Source organism: Cellulomonas sp. P22 (assembly GCF_044392165.1).
This window is the reverse complement of the sequence record NZ_JBISBW010000020.1, coordinates 13,975-28,246: the sequence shown is the minus strand read 5'-3', so window position 1 is coordinate 28,246 and position 14,272 is coordinate 13,975. Positions and strand designations below refer to the sequence as shown.

The following is a 14,272-nucleotide window of genomic DNA, read 5'->3' as shown; positions in this document are numbered from 1 at the left end:
CAGGACATCGACGTCCCCCGGCGTCGAGTGCCTGATGATCGGCTGCACGCGGCCAACGTAACGCCCTCGGGCAGGGGTGGAAGCACCTCGGCGCAGAAAGTGAGAAACGCACACCGACCACGCGCGTCCGCCACGCGCCCGGACCGCCACGGCCGCCGTGACCTGCGCGCAAGGGGCGAAACCCACCGAACCTCTGTGCACATCGCACTACGCCCGCCCCCGGGGCGTCGAGCACAGTGGGGCGCGAGACGCCGCCCCGGCGTCCGACGAGAGGGGATCTCGACATGACGACGACCATCAGCCCGGAAGCAACCCTCGACGAGCTCTACACGATGCTCGAGCGCACCGATGCAGCCGTGGAGCCCCGCACCGCGACGCCCGCGACCGGCATCGCCCACGTGGAGGACTTCGAGTCCTTCTACTGGTTCACGCTGCGCGTGCCCGGCAGCTTTTACCCCGGGGAGACCGCCCCGCGGTGACGGTTCCACCCGAGGAACGCCCCAGGGCGGCGACCCTCGTGCCCGTCGGTGTCACGCGCGACTCGCTCGTGCGGCTGGCCGACGGCACGGGGGTCGCGCTGCGTCCGGGCAGCGCCCGGCTGGTGCACGGCTCACGGCGCGAGACCCTCACGTCGCTGCCGGCCCGGGCCCTGCTGGGTGCGCTCGACCCGGACGGCGCCCCGCGCCCGCTGCACGCGGTGCTGGCCGACGCGCTGGCCGACCACGCGAGCACCTCGCCCGGCGGGGCCACCCGCACGATCCCCGCGGCCGGGTGGATGGCAGCCCTCGCGTCGCTCGTGGCCCGCGGCACAGTGCTGGTCGACCCACCCGGTGCGGGACTCGTCGCACCGCACCCCCTGCGCGGCTTCCTCGGCGCACCCACCACCTCCCTCGCGGCCGGGCCGATGCCCGTCGAGGTGGACGTGGTGGGTGCGACGCGCGGCGCGACGGGCGCGGCCGTACGTGCTGCGCTCGCCGCGTGCGGGTTCGCGGCCGAGATCGGCGCAGCGACATCCACGGCTCCCCCGGCGGCCCGCGTGGTGCTCACCGCGGACCTCACGAGCGGCGCCGCGCGCGCCGCGTACGACTCGGCCCTCGCGGCCGGCGTGCCCGTGCTCCCGGTGGGGCTCGGGCAGCGCACCGTGCTGCTGGCCCCGGTGCTCGGGCCGCAGGGCACCTGCCCCGCGTGCCTGGTGCGCTCGCTCGCTCCGGGCGCCGAGCACGACCCGCCCGACGACGTGCCGCTCGGCTGGTCGCCCGCGGTCGAGGCGGTCGCGGGCGGGCTCGTCGCGGGGTGCCTGGCCCAGCACCTGAGCGGCCGCCCGGCGCCGGCGTGGGAGCTCGTGGCGCTCGACGTGGCCGACGCGTCCACCCGCCGTCACCGTCTCATCCGGTTCACGACGTGCGGCCGGTGCGGACGGCCCCCGGCGCCTCGCCGCACGGCGACGGCCCCGACGCCGGTGCGGGCCGCGGACGGCTACCGCTCGACGGGTGCGGCCGAGTTCGTCGCGCGGGTCGATGCGCTGGTCGACCCCCTCACGGGTGTGGTGACCGAGGTGTCGGACGCCGAGCAGGTGGCGGGGGGCTGGGTCGTGCGCGCCCGGCACCGGGTGCGCACGGGAGCGGGGTGGACGACGATGCCCGCGCTGGGTCGCGGTCCGGACCCGTTGGCGGCGCGCGCGTCGGCGCTCGGCGAGGCGGTCGAGCGGTACTCGGTGTCCTGGCACGGCGACGAGGTGCATCGCACGGCGACCCTGGCGAGCCTGGGGCACGACGGGCTCGACCCGGCCGAGTGGCTGCTGTTCGCCCCGGGTCAGGTCAGCGAATCGGGTCCGGTGCCGCGCCGGCTCGATCCCGACGAGGTCGTCGACCTGCTGCCCCTCACGTCCATCACCTCGGGCCGCACCCGCTGGGCCCCGGCCTCGACCCTGCTCTTCGGCCACCCGGGCCCGCACGACGTCGGCACGCCCGACTCGAACGGGTGCGCCGCCGCGGCGACGTGGTCCGAGGCCGTGCTGCACGGCCTGCTCGAGCTCGTCGAGCGGGACGCCGCGAGCCTGTGGTGGTACCCCCGCGCGCACCGTCCCGCGGTCGACCCGCAGGTGCTGGACGCGCGCACCCGCGCCGCGACCGACGCCCGCCTGCAGGCCGTGGGCCGCCGGTGGTGGCTGCTCGACCTGACGCACGACCTGGGGGTGCCGGTGGTCGCGGCCGTGAGCGCCCGCACCGCTCCCGAGGGCTCGGGCGAGGGCGAGGCGGTCGTGCTGGGCCTCGGCGCACACCTCGACGTGGCACGCGCGGCCCGGCGGGCGCTCGGCGAGCTCGACCAGATGCTCGCCCTGGGCCCCGACACCGACCCCGATGCGCACCCGCCGGTGGCACGCGAGTTCTGGGCCACGGCGCGCACGTCGACGCACTCGTACCTGCACCCCGACCCGGACGCGGTGCGGTGCCCGGCCCGGGTGGCGCCGTCGGGGGACGCCGCGACCGACGTCCGTGCGCTCGTGGACGTGCTGGCCGCGCACCGCGTGGAGGTGCTCGTGCACGACGCCTCCCGGCCCGAGACCGGGGTCCCGGTCGCGCGCGTCCTCGCCCCCGGGCTCCGGCACCTCGACCGCAGGCTCGCCCCGGGACGCCTGCACGACGTGCCGGCGCGGCTGGGCTGGGTCGAGCCGGGGCCGCGCGAGCTCAACCCCGTGTGGCTCTTCGTGTGACGTGCGGTGACACGGTATGCGCCGTCCTGTCACAGAACGCCCCCGGCTCACTAGACTCTCGCGCGGGTCGCCGACGCACGAGGGGGTCGTCTTGGTTCCCGTCCTGTCGGTCGCATGGCGTTCCCGCGTCGCGCTGTGGCGACGTTGGCCTGCCGTGCGCGCGCTCGACGCGGTCACCGCGTGCCTCAGCCTCATGCCCGCGCTGTCGGTCGTGGGGGCCGGGCACGGCTCGGGCGTGGTCGGCGTCCTGGTGTGGCTCCTGTCCGTGCCGCTGGCCGTGCTCGTCGTCCACCACCTCACGCTGCCGCTCGCGACCCACACCCCGGTGCGCGCCGAGTGGTCCCTCGGGGCGCTGGCGGCCGTCTGCTACCTGCCGATGCTGCTCGCCGGGCGCCCGTGGGGGGCGTCCGCCGGCCTGCTGGCCGCGTGCGCGCTCGCCGCGCTGCCGTGGCGCCGTTCGCTCGTGGTGGTGCTCGTGGTCGTGGCGCTCGACGCGTCCGGCTCGCTGCTCGTCTTCGGGCAGCGACCCATGGACACCGTCTACGGCACCCTCCAGGTGCTGCTCACCGCGGCCGTCCTCGCGGCGCTCGCGTGGACGGTGCGGATCACCCTCGAGCTCAACCAGCTGCGGATCGAGCTCGTGAGCACCGCGGTGCTGCGCGAGCGGCTGCGCATGTCGCGCGACCTGCACGACGTGCTGGGGCGCGGGCTCGCGGCCATCTCGCTCAAGGCCGAGCTCGCGCGCCGCTACCAGGAGCGCGGCCTCGACGCCGAGACGGCGGCCGAGCTCGACCAGATCTCGAACGTCGCTGCGCAGTGCGGCGACGACCTGCGCGCGCTCGTCACGGGCTATCGGAACCTGTCGCTCGAGAGCGAGATCGACGTGGGTCTCGAGCTGCTCGAGGAGGCCGGGATCGAGTGCCAGGTGCGGGTCGACGCCCACCTCGCGGCACCCACGGCGGTGAGCGACACGCTGGCGTGGGTCGTGCGCGAGGGCGTCACGAACGTGCTCAAGCACAGCCGCGCGACGCGGTGCCGGCTCACGGCCGAGCGCCGCGAGGGGCACCTCGTCGTCACGGTCCACAACGACGGCGCCGACCTCGCGCAGGACGGCGCCGCCGTGCCCGATCCCCGCCCGGCCCCGGGCAACGGCCTGCGGGGCCTGCACGAGCGCGTCGCCGCATCGGGCGGGACGGTCTCGGCCGCGGCCGGGCCCGACGGCACGTGGACGCTCGTGGTCGCGCTGCCGACGACCGACGACCCGGCTCTGACCCAGGAGGTCCCTGCGTGATCCGACTGCTCGTCGCCGAAGACATGCACGTGGTGCGCTCGGCCCTCGTCGCCCTGCTGGGCATGGAGGAGGACTTCGAGGTGGTCGCCGAGGTGGGTCGCGGCGACCTCGTGCTCGCCGCCGTCGAGCGCACGCGGCCCGACGTGGCCCTGCTCGACCTCGACATGCCCGGCCAGAACGGCATCGCCGTCGCGGGCGAGCTGGCCCGCGCGTGGCCGCAGGTCCGGGTGGTCATCCTCACCGGCGTCGGGCGCCCCGGCTCGGTCAAGGCCGCGCTCGAGGCCGGTGCACGGGGCTTCGTGCTGAAGACCGCCTCGGCACGGGCGCTCGTCGAGGGGGTCCGGACCGTCGCGGAGGGCGGTCAGGTGCTCGACGCGAGCCTCGCCGCCGCGGCCCTGCGGCTCGGCGCCAACCCGCTGCGCCCACGCGAGCAGGAGCTGCTCGACCTCGTCGCGAGCGGGTGCTCGGTGCGGGAGTCCGCGCAGCGCCTCTTCCTCTCGGAGGGCACCGTGCGGAACTACCTCTCCGCGATCGTCGACAAGCTGGGCGCTCGCGGGCGGGTGGACGCCATCCGCATCGCCCAGGAGAACGGCTGGATGTAATCTCTCGCCCCGGTGTCGCGGTGGCCCGCTGGCGGCACGTCTCACAGCCGACGCACAGGGAGCGGTTAGCAGATGCCGGTGGTCGTAGCGCACAGTGGTGCGGTGGACACGACCGTCGAGATCGGCCCGCTCGGCGACGGGTGGACAACGCTGCCAGCCGACCCCCCACGACCCACCCTCAGCGTCGCCCGTTACGTGCCGCGCACCCCGCTGGGTCGACGGGCGGTCGCCCGCCTCCGCCGCACCGAGCTGCTCGACCAGCTCGTGCGGTTCGGGCTCGTCGGCGCGGTGATGACCGCGTCCTACATCGTGATCTACCTCGCACTGACCGCCCCGATCGGGGCCCAGACCGCCAACTTCGTGGCCCTGTTCGCCACGGCCGTCGCGAACACCGCCGTGAACCGGCGGGTGACGTTCGGCGTCCGCGGGCGCAGGCGGGCCGCGGCGCAGCACGGCCAGGGGCTGCTGATCTTCGCCCTCTCGTGGGCCCTGACGTCAGGGTCGCTCGCTGTGCTCGACGCGCTCGCCCCCGGCGCGCCGCACACCGTCGAGCTCGCGGCGCTCGTGGTGTCGAACCTCGGGGCGACGCTCGTGCGGTTCGTGCTGCTGCGCCAGTGGGTGTTCCGCCCAGCTCGGTCTCACGACGCCTGAGCGCGGGCGACAGCCCGCAGGATCAGAGCGGGAAGGCCAGGTAGAAGTCGCGGATGCTCGCGGCGGGCCCGGTCGCCCGGAAGGCCGTCGTCCCGTTGGACCACACCACGACGCCCTCGGCGCCGGACGGCACGATCGTGAACGAGCCGACCACGGCACCGGCCACCGTCACGTCGCCCGACTCGGCGACCAGCGCGTCCGGGGCGGCCGACGGGTCGGCGCTCGAGTCGGCGCTCGCGTCGGCGCCCGCGACCGGGAGCGCCGCGACGACGGCGCGCACGTGGGCGTCGGCCTCGGCCGCCGTCTCCCACTGCCCGGCCTGCACGACGACCTGGCCCGTGCCGCCGTCGGTGAACGTCTCGGTGTACGCCTCGATCGCCCCCGCCGCGAACCACTCCGGGTCGTCGGCCGAGGAGGCGAGCGCGAACTGCAGGACGGTCGTGGGCAGCGCGCTCGCGAACGCCGAAGTGGCCGTGCGCGCGACCGGCTCGACGGTCGGCGTGGGCGTCGGCAGGAAGACGGTCGCGGCGGCGGCCGCGGGCACGACGTCGTCGTCGCCGCTCAGCACCAGCGCGGTCGTGATGCCACCGACCACGAGCACGGCCGCGGCGATCCCGCCCACGAGCAGCACACGGCGGCGTCGTCCACCGCCGGCGGGGTCCTCGTCGACCGGGGGCTGCGTGGTGGACGGCGGCGTGGTCGTCACGCCCGCCGAGCCCTGCGGCCACAGCACCGAGGAGACGGGCTGCTGGCCCGGGAACTGTCCAGGCTGCTCACCCGGTCGGCTGTCACTCATGGTGTCTCCCTGGCTGCGTGTCGTCCGGCAGGCGGCAGCCGGGCGTTCCCGCAGGAAGCCTAGTGGCCAGGGTGCGCGACAGACCTGAGCGACACCGCCGTGGCGCCGCCCGTCCGCGCGTCCTCAGTCCGACGGCGGCTCGCCGTCGGACGGCAGGACGCCGCGGCCACCGAAGGTCTGGATGCGGTAGGTCACGACCGACACGAGCAGCCCGAGCGCGAACAGGTCGAACAGGATCTGCACCGTCGTCACGATGCGCGCCACCTGCCCCACCGCGTGCACGTCCCCGAACCCCACGGTGCCGAGCGTCACGACCGTGTAGTAGAGCGCATCGGTGCGCGTCGCGATCCCGACCATCTCGTTCGCGCTGCGGGTCGCGAGCAGGTAGTAGGTCAGCGCGAAGAACACCACCACGGTGTAGACCACCGTCAGCACGCTGAGCAGCCGGACGGCCGGGTCTGCCCGGGCCTGGACCTGGCGGCGCACCTGGCGGACGACGAGGACGATGAGCGCGAGCACCCCGAGCGCGAACACGACCGAGCGCGTGAGGCGGGGCAGCGCGTCCTCCTCGAGGTCGAGCGGGACGGCGTAGTAGATGACGACCGCGGCCGTGAGCGTCGCGAGCGAGCGCAGCACCGCCCCGCGGCGGACGGCGCGGCGCTCCGAGACCATGAGGCCATCATCCGAGCACCGGCCGACCGGTGCCCGGCGAACCACGGCGCGGGCGGGCGTCGGGGCGTGTGGGTCGAGGCGGCTACCGTGCGAGCGTGACCTCGACGACCGGCGCCCGGCGCGCCGAACCCCGCAGCCGCACCGTCCGAGCGGGCTTCCGCTGCGGCGAGTGCGGCTGGACCACACCCAAGTGGGTCGGCCGCTGCGGCGAGTGCCAGGCGTGGGGCTCGGTGCTCGAGGACACGGGCCCCGGTGGCACCGCACCGCGCACAGCGACCGTCACCCCCACACGCAGCCCCGCCCGCCCGATCGCGGAGATCGACGTCGAGGCGGCCCGCGCCCGCTCGACCGGCGTCGACGAGCTCGACAGGGTGCTCGGCGGCGGACTGGTCCCGGGCGCCGTCGTGCTGCTCGCGGGCGAGCCCGGGGTGGGCAAGTCGACCCTGCTGCTCGACGTCGCGAGCCGTGCCGCACGTGCGGGCCGCGACCCGCTCGACGCCGCGTTCCGGCCCGACTCCCCCGAGGGGCGACGGGTCCTGTACGTGACCGGCGAGGAGTCCGCCGGCCAGGTGCGGCTGCGTGCCGAGCGCATCGGGGCGCTCGACCCGCACCTGCTGCTCGCGGCCGAGACCGACCTCGGCACGCTCCTCGGGCACGTCGAGCAGGTCGACCCGGACCTGCTCGTGGTCGACTCGGTGCAGACCATCGCGTCCGCGGCGATCGACGGCACCGCGGGCGGCGTCAGCCAGGTGCGCGAGGTCGCGAGTGCGCTCATCGCGGTCGCCAAGGAGCGCGACATGCCCGTCGTGCTGGTCGGCCACGTGACCAAGGACGGCTCGGTCGCGGGTCCCCGCACGCTCGAGCACCTGGTGGACGTCGTGTGCCAGTTCGAGGGTGAGCGGCACTCGCGGCTGCGGCTGCTGCGCGCGACGAAGAACCGCTACGGCCCCACCGACGAGGTCGGCTGCTTCGACCTGACCGAGACGGGCATCGAGGGCCTGACCGACCCGAGCGGGCTGTTCGTCTCGCACGCGCTGCACCACGTGCCGGGCACGTGCGTGACGGTCACGCTCGAGGGTCGCCGGCCGCTCGCGACCGAGGTCCAGGCCCTCGTGGCGCCGAGCATGCTGGCCAACCCGCGCCGCACCACGAGCGGCGTCGACGCGAGCCGGCTCGCGATGGTCCTCGCTGTGCTCCAGCGCCGCGTCGGCGCGCGCCTCGCCGACCAGGACGTCTACGTCTCGACAGTGGGTGGCGCGCGGGTCGTCGAGCCGTCCGCCGACCTGGCGCTGGCCCTCGCGACCGCGAGCTCGCGCGAGAACGTCGCCCTGCCGCGCGGTCTCGTCGCGATGGGCGAGGTGGGCCTCGCGGGCGAGATCCGCGTCGTCACGGGCATCCACCGACGGCTGGCGGAGGCCGCCCGGCTCGGGTTCGTCCGTGCCGTGGTGCCCGCCGGATCGATCGACGCGGGCAGCGGCCCCGCGGGCATGGAGCTCATCGAGGTCGCGGACCTCGCCGAGGCCGTGCGCGCCGTGGGCGTGGCCGGCGACCACACCTGAGACCCACGGCTGCGACGTCCGACGCCGCACCGGCTCCCGACGGGTGCCCGGTGGTGCGGACCAGTGATGTCGCGTGCCCCCGGGGCGCGTGTCTACCCCCCGGCCCGGCCCCCGGTCCCGCGTAGGATCACCGTGTGCCGACCACCCCGCTGCCTGACGACCTGCTGCGCTCGACGCTGGCTGCCGTCGCACCCGGTGGCGAGCTCCGCGACGGCCTGGAGCGCATCCTGCGCGGACGCACGGGCGCACTGATCGTCCTGGGGCACGACAGCACCGTCGAGTCGATCTGCTCGGGCGGCTTCGTGCTCGACGTCGAGTTCTCGGCGACGCGCCTGCGCGAGCTCGCGAAGATGGACGGTGCCGTGGTCGTCGACCGCGACGTCCGGCGCATCCTGCGGGCCGCCGTCCAGCTGCTGCCCGATCCGACCATCGAGACCACCGAGTCCGGCACCCGGCACCGCACCGCGGAGCGCGTCGCCAAGCAGACCGGCTTCCCGGTGATCTCGGTGTCCGCGTCGATGCGGATCGTGGCGCTGTACGTCGGCGGCGTGCGGCACGTCCTCGAGGACTCCGACACGATCCTGTCGCGCGCCAACCAGGCGCTCGCGACGCTCGAGCGGTACAAGTCGCGGCTCGACGAGGTGAGCGGCACGCTGTCGGCGCTCGAGATCGAGGACCTCGTCACCGTGCGCGACGTCACGGCGGTCGTGCAGCGCCTCGAGATGGTGCGCCGCATCTCGGAGGAGATCGCCGGCTACGTCGTCGAGCTCGGCACCGACGGCCGCCTGCTGTCGCTCCAGCTCGACGAGCTCACGGGCGGCATCAGCTCGGACCGCGAGCTCGTGATCCGCGACTACGTGGACAGCTCGCGCAAGGAGCGCGACGCGACTGCCGTGCAGGCCGCGCTCGCCGAGCTCGACAGCACCGAGCTCATCGACATCACGCACTTCGCCCGCGTGCTCGGCCTGCCGGGCGGGGGCGACGCCCTGGACGCCGCGGCGGGTCCGCGCGGCTACCGCCTGCTCTCGAAGGTCCCCCGGCTGCCCGCCGCGATCGTCGACCGGCTCGTCGAGCACTTCGGCGGTCTGCAGAAGCTGCTCGCCGCGAGCATCGAGGACCTCATGGCTGTCGACGGCGTCGGGGAGCAGCGCGCCCGGGCCGTCCGCGAGGGCCTGTCGCGCCTCGCCGAGTCGAGCATCCTCGAGCGCTACGTCTGACGGTCCCCCGCCACTCGAGGACGAAGACCTGCCTACTCGAGGACGAAGACCTGCGGCGCTGAGGACGCGCCCGCGAGCGTGAGCGTCGTGGAGTAGGTGCCGGGCTTGGCGGCCGGGAGGTCTTTCGGGCAGCCGGCGGCCGAGCGGGCCCGCGTCCACTGCACCTGGGTCACGTCCGACTTCCCCGCGGCCAGCAGCAGCGGGCGCTCGACGGGGTCGGCGGGGCAGTCCTGGCTCGCCCAGATGCGGTCGTCGCCCGAGGTGATCACGATCCCGAGCTGCCCCGAGCCCGCGTCGACGAGGCAGTCGACAGCGCCCGAGTTGGCGATCGTCACCGTGAACATGGGCTGCGCCGACGCCCCGTAGGACGCCGCGTCGGCCGCGAGGGTCAGGGCCAGCGACTCGGGCGCGCACGCCTGGGGGGTCGCGGACCCCGGCGACGACTCGGCGGGCAACGGGTCGGAGACCTGCTCGACGTCGCCCCCCGCGCCGTCGACCGTGTCGTCGCCGCCGCGCCCGGCGACGGCCCACACCACGAGCGCGACCACGAGCAGGGGCAGCCCGAGGACGACGAGGCGGCGCACCCAGTACACGCGGGACGGCAGAGGTCCGGCAGGTCGCAGCACACCCATCAGGCACCGTCCTCACGTCCGCCGCACGAGGCGGCCAGTCACCCGTTCAGCCGTAACGTACCGGTCACCGACGGCCCGCCGGCGGCCACCGCGCCGGTGGGGGCACGACCTGTGTCGGGAGAGGATGTCCTGTGCCTGCGATGCCTGACGCCCCGACGCCGCGCGAGGTGGGTCCGGACGCCCCGGCACCCGGCGGCCCCGGGCTGCGCGCGGCTGTGCTCGAGTGGTTCGACGAGAACGCCCGCGACCTGCCGTGGCGCGCCCCCGACCGCACCCCGTGGGGGGTGCTGGTCAGCGAGGTGATGCTGCAGCAGACGCCCGTGGTGCGGGTCGAGCCCGCGTGGCGCGCCTGGATGGCGCGCTGGCCCGAACCCGCCGACCTGGCGGCGGCCGGCACCGCGGACGTGCTGCGGGCGTGGGACCGGCTGGGCTACCCGCGCCGTGCGCTGCGCCTGCAGGAGTGCGCGCGCGTCGTCGTCGAGCGGCACGACGGCACCGTGCCCCGGACCACCGAGGAGCTGCTCGCGCTGCCCGGCGTGGGCGCGTACACCGCGGCCGCCGTCCAGGCGTTCGCGTTCGGGCTGCGCTCGGTGGTGCTCGACACCAACGTGCGGCGCGTGCTGGCCCGGTCCGTGGGCGGCACCGCCCTGCCGGCCCCGAGCCAGACGACCGCCGAGGTGCGGCTCGCCGCGTCGTACGTGCCCGACGACGACGCGACCGCTGCCCGCTGGTCCGCAGCGTCGATGGAGCTCGGCGCGCTGGTCTGCACGGCCCGCAGCCCACGGTGCGAGGAGTGCCCGGTCGCCGGTCTGTGCGCGTGGCGGGCAGCGGGCCGGCCGGACGACGAGCACGCCGCCCGGCGCCGCACGCAGGCGTGGGCCGGCACCGACCGTCAGGTGCGCGGTCGCGTCATGGCCCTGCTCCGCGAGGCGCTGGAGCCTGTGCCCGCCCACGCGCTCGACGCGGTGTGGCCCGATCGGACCCAGCGCGAGCGCTGCGTCGCGGGCCTGCTCGCCGACGGCCTCGTGGTGCGGGTGCCCGGCCCCTCCGACGACGACCCGCCGACCTACCGGCTGCCCTGACGGACCCCTACGCTCGCGAGCACCCGTCCTGATCCCCGCCCCGATCCCCCGGAGACCCCCGTGCGCCTGTTCACCCTGCCCCGCCACGACGTCGACGCCTTCAGCAGCTCGGGCGTCGTGATGGACTTCCTGCCGCACGTCGGCCCGGCCGACGAGACCCGCGTGCACGTCGCGCACCTCGCCGCGGGCGGGACGCTCGGGCGGCACCCGGCCACCCTGCGGCAGGCGTTCGCGGTGGTCGAGGGCGAGGGCGAGGTCGCGGCGGACGACGGTGAGCGCCGCGCGGTCGGCCCCGGCGTCCTCGTGGTGTGGGAGCCGGGCGAGGTGCACCAGACCTGGGCGACGACAGCGCTCACCGCGGTGATCGTCGAGACGGTCGGCGACCTGGACCTCGCGGAGCACTTCGCCGGGGTGTGAGCCCGCGCTACAGCTCGATGAGCATGCGCGTGTTGCCGAGGGTGTTCGGCTTGACGCGTGCGAGGTCCAGGAACTCGGCCACGCCGTCGTCGTGCGAGCGCAGCAGCTCCGCGTAGACCTCGGGGGTCACGGGCGTCCCGTCGATGGGCGCGAACCCGTGCGCGGCGAAGAAGTCGACCTCGAACGTCAGGCAGAAGACGCGGCGCAGGCCGAGCTCGCGCGCGCGGTCGAGCAGCGCGTCGAGCAGCAGGTGCCCCACGCCGCGCCCGCGCCAGGCCGGGTCGACAGCGAGCGTGCGCACCTCGGCGAGGTCCTGCCACATGACGTGCAGCGCCCCGCAGCCCACCACCCGCGGGTCGGCCGACTCGGCCACCAGGAACTCCTGGACCGCCTCGTAGTAGCCCACCCACTCCTTGGCGAGCAGGATGCGCTCGGTCGCGTACGGCTGCACGAGGTCACGGATGGTGCGCACGTCGGCCGGCAGGGCCGGGCGCACGCGGGGGCTGGCTGTGCTCACGGGATCACGGTACCCAGGTGCGCGGGACGGCCCGCAGCATGCCCACCTGCGGTTGCGTCCGGCCGCACACCGGGCCGCACGGTGGGACGATTCATCCCGTCTTCACCCTGCAGCGGTTGCGCGGCTGCTCCCGACGTGGTGACGTAGCGGCCAGGCGAGGACGCACGTGCGGGCTCGCGGCGGCGCTGGACCGCTCCCCTGCCGTGCGTGCCCCGTCATGGCACCAGCAGGCGAGGACCGACGGGGAGCGAACCATGAGGACAGCGGCACTGACGGCACGCCTGCGGGGCGACGCCCTCGAGGCGATGCGCAGGAGCACCGAGCCCGGCCGCGAGCTCGACATCCTCGTGATCGGCGGCGGGGTCACGGGCGCCGGGATCGCGCTCGACGCCGTGACGCGCGGCCTGTCGACGGCTGTCATCGAGGCGCAGGACTGGGCGAGCGGCACGTCGAGCCGGTCGAGCAAGCTCGTGCACGGCGGCCTGCGCTACCTGCAGATGCTCGACTTCCACCTGGTCCGCGAAGCCCTGACCGAGCGTGACCTGCTCATGAGCCGCATCGCGCCGCACCTGGTCAAGCCGGTGTCGTTCCTCTACCCGCTCGAGAACCGCGTGGTCGAGCGGGCGTACGTCGGGGCGGGCGTCGCGCTGTACGACACGCTCGCGACGGTCTCGGGCTCCAAGCGCGCGATGCCCATCCACCGGCACCTGACACGCAAGGGCATGGAGCGGCAGTTCCCGGACCTGCGGCACGACGCGGCGATCGGCGCTGTGCAGTACTGGGACGCGACGGTCGACGACGCACGGCTCGTCTCGACGCTCATCCGCACCGCTGTGTCCTACGGGGCGCACGCGACCTCACGCACCGAGCTCGTGCAGATGCAGACGACCACGGGCGGTGCGATCACGGGCGCCGAGATCGTCGACCTCGAGACCGGTGAGCACATCGACGTGCGGGCCCGGCACGTGATCAACGCGACGGGCGTGTGGACCGAGCAGACCGAGACCCTCGCGGGCACCGACGGCGGGCTGCGGGTGCTCGCGAGCAAGGGCATCCACATCGTCGTGCCGCGCAGCCGCATCGCGGGCACCTCGGGGCTGATCCTGCAGACCGAGAAGAGCGTCCTGTTCATCATCCCGTGGTCGCGCTACTGGGTGATCGGCACCACCGACACCCCGTGGGAGCAGGAGCTCGTGCACCCGGTCGCGAACTCGGCGGACATCGACTACCTCATCGCGCACGCGAACACGGTGCTGTCGCGCCCCATCTCCCGCGAGGACGTGATCGGGACGTGGGCCGGCCTGCGCCCGCTGCTGCAGCCCGGCACCAAGGAGGGCACGTCGTCGGCCAAGGTCTCGCGCGAGCACACGGTCGCGAGCCCCACCCCGGGCCTGACCGTCATCGCGGGCGGCAAGCTCACGACGTACCGCGTCATGGCCAAGGACGCCGTCGACTTCGCGATCGGGTCGCGCGCCACGACGCTGCCCTCGATCACGGCGCGGATCCCCCTGGTGGGCGCCGAAGGGCTCGAGGCGCTCCAGCGGCAGGCCCGCTCGATCGCGAAGCGGTACGGCTGGGACCGGTTCCGCATGGACCACCTGCTGCACCGCTACGGGTCGCTCCTCTCCGAGCTGCTCGACCTGGTGGACGCCGATCCGTCGCTCGCCAAGCCGCTCGCGCACGCCCCCGCGTACCTGCGGGTCGAGGCCGTGTACGCCGCGAGCCACGAGGGCGCGTTGCACCTCGACGACGTGCTCATGCACCGCACGCGTCTCAACTACGAGCAGGTCGACAAGGGTGTCGGTGCGCTCGAGGAGATCGCCGATCTGGTCGCGCCGGTGCTGGGCTGGGGCGTCGAGCAGCGGGCCGCGGAGATCGCCGCGTACCGCGAGCGCGCCGCCGCCGAGGAGGCCGCCGCTCTCGAGCCCGACGACGCGACCGCCGAGCGGGTGCGCCTCAACGCGCCGGACCTCGTCCCGCTCGTGCCCGTGGGCGGTCTCGAGGAGGACGAGCCGCCGCGGGCGACGCCCGGGCGCAAGCCGGGCGCCGAGGCGGACAGCCCTGCCTCACCCGGACCCGTGGGCACCTGACCCTCACTTGGGGACAGTAGCTGTCGGCCCCAT

Annotated in this window: 14 protein-coding genes; 10 read left to right on the top strand and 4 right to left on the bottom strand. The window is 75.0% G+C overall.

All coding sequences use genetic code 11. The annotated features are described in order from the left end of the window. Window positions 1-284: 284 nt before the first annotated feature. The 5 genes from ACGIF2_RS16575 (at window position 285) to ACGIF2_RS16555 (ending at window position 5,257) form a co-directional block, all read left to right on the top strand. Complete coding sequence (locus ACGIF2_RS16575; RefSeq protein WP_396047886.1) at window positions 285-479, top strand: hypothetical protein; 195 nt, start codon at window positions 285-287, stop codon at window positions 477-479. Next, window positions 476-2,713 (top strand): TOMM precursor leader peptide-binding protein, encoded by a 2,238-nt coding sequence (locus tag ACGIF2_RS16570; protein ID WP_396047888.1) that lies wholly within the window; start codon window positions 476-478, stop codon window positions 2,711-2,713. The genes ACGIF2_RS16575 and ACGIF2_RS16570 overlap by 4 nt, the downstream gene beginning before the upstream one ends. Before the next feature lie 154 nt (window positions 2,714-2,867). Next, on the top strand, window positions 2,868-4,004 hold the full coding sequence (locus tag ACGIF2_RS16565) for a sensor histidine kinase (RefSeq protein ID WP_396047890.1): 1,137 nt from the start codon (window positions 2,868-2,870) through the stop codon (window positions 4,002-4,004). Then, window positions 4,001-4,606: a response regulator gene (locus ACGIF2_RS16560; protein ID WP_396047892.1), complete on the top strand. Its 606-nt coding sequence runs from the start codon at window positions 4,001-4,003 to the stop codon at window positions 4,604-4,606. Before ACGIF2_RS16565 ends, ACGIF2_RS16560 begins: the two co-directional genes overlap by 4 nt. Window positions 4,607-4,708: 102 nt before the next feature. After that, window positions 4,709-5,257 carry a GtrA family protein gene (locus ACGIF2_RS16555; RefSeq protein WP_396047894.1) on the top strand — a complete coding sequence of 183 codons (549 nt, stop codon included), beginning with the start codon at window positions 4,709-4,711 and terminating at the stop codon, window positions 5,255-5,257. Window positions 5,258-5,279: 22 nt separating this feature from the next. On the opposite strand, the gene ACGIF2_RS16550 is transcribed toward ACGIF2_RS16555, so the two are convergent. Beyond that, a complete protein-coding gene (locus tag ACGIF2_RS16550) occupies window positions 5,280-6,053 on the bottom strand; it encodes a hypothetical protein (protein ID WP_396047897.1) in 774 nt (257 codons plus the stop codon). A 123-nt stretch (window positions 6,054-6,176) separates the two neighbouring features. Continuing rightward, window positions 6,177-6,725, bottom strand: coding sequence for a potassium channel family protein (locus tag ACGIF2_RS16545; protein WP_396047899.1), 549 nt, complete (start codon window positions 6,723-6,725; stop codon window positions 6,177-6,179). 95 nt (window positions 6,726-6,820) lie between these two features. Between ACGIF2_RS16545 and radA the strand changes: the two genes are divergently transcribed. Both radA and disA read left to right on the top strand, forming a co-directional pair. Continuing rightward, a complete protein-coding gene (radA, locus tag ACGIF2_RS16540; protein ID WP_396047902.1) occupies window positions 6,821-8,284 on the top strand; it encodes a DNA repair protein RadA in 1,464 nt (487 codons plus the stop codon). 134 nt (window positions 8,285-8,418) lie between these two features. Continuing rightward, window positions 8,419-9,501, top strand: a complete 1,083-nt coding sequence (gene disA / locus ACGIF2_RS16535) for a DNA integrity scanning diadenylate cyclase DisA (protein ID WP_396047904.1) — start codon at window positions 8,419-8,421, stop codon at window positions 9,499-9,501. Between the two features lie 32 nt (window positions 9,502-9,533). Here the strand turns inward: disA and ACGIF2_RS16530 are convergent, their stop codons facing one another. After that, window positions 9,534-10,133: a hypothetical protein gene (locus ACGIF2_RS16530; protein ID WP_396047906.1), complete on the bottom strand. Its 600-nt coding sequence runs from the start codon at window positions 10,131-10,133 to the stop codon at window positions 9,534-9,536. Between the two features lie 140 nt (window positions 10,134-10,273). Here ACGIF2_RS16530 and ACGIF2_RS16525 point away from each other — a divergent pair, with 140 nt between their 5' ends. Together ACGIF2_RS16525 and ACGIF2_RS16520 are read left to right on the top strand one after the other, a co-directional pair. After that, window positions 10,274-11,215, top strand: coding sequence for an A/G-specific adenine glycosylase (locus ACGIF2_RS16525; protein ID WP_396047943.1), 942 nt, complete (start codon window positions 10,274-10,276; stop codon window positions 11,213-11,215). A 60-nt stretch (window positions 11,216-11,275) separates the two neighbouring features. Further along, window positions 11,276-11,632, top strand: coding sequence for a cupin domain-containing protein (locus tag ACGIF2_RS16520; protein ID WP_396047908.1), 357 nt, complete (start codon window positions 11,276-11,278; stop codon window positions 11,630-11,632). A 7-nt stretch (window positions 11,633-11,639) separates the two neighbouring features. On the opposite strand, the gene ACGIF2_RS16515 is transcribed toward ACGIF2_RS16520, so the two are convergent. Continuing rightward, entirely contained in the window at window positions 11,640-12,149 is a 510-nt protein-coding gene (locus ACGIF2_RS16515; RefSeq protein WP_396047910.1) for an amino-acid N-acetyltransferase, read from the bottom strand. A 254-nt stretch (window positions 12,150-12,403) separates the two neighbouring features. On the opposite strand from ACGIF2_RS16515, the gene ACGIF2_RS16510 reads away from it, so the two are divergent. Further along, complete coding sequence (locus ACGIF2_RS16510) at window positions 12,404-14,239, top strand: glycerol-3-phosphate dehydrogenase/oxidase (protein ID WP_396048150.1); 1,836 nt, start codon at window positions 12,404-12,406, stop codon at window positions 14,237-14,239. Window positions 14,240-14,272 lie beyond the last annotated feature (33 nt).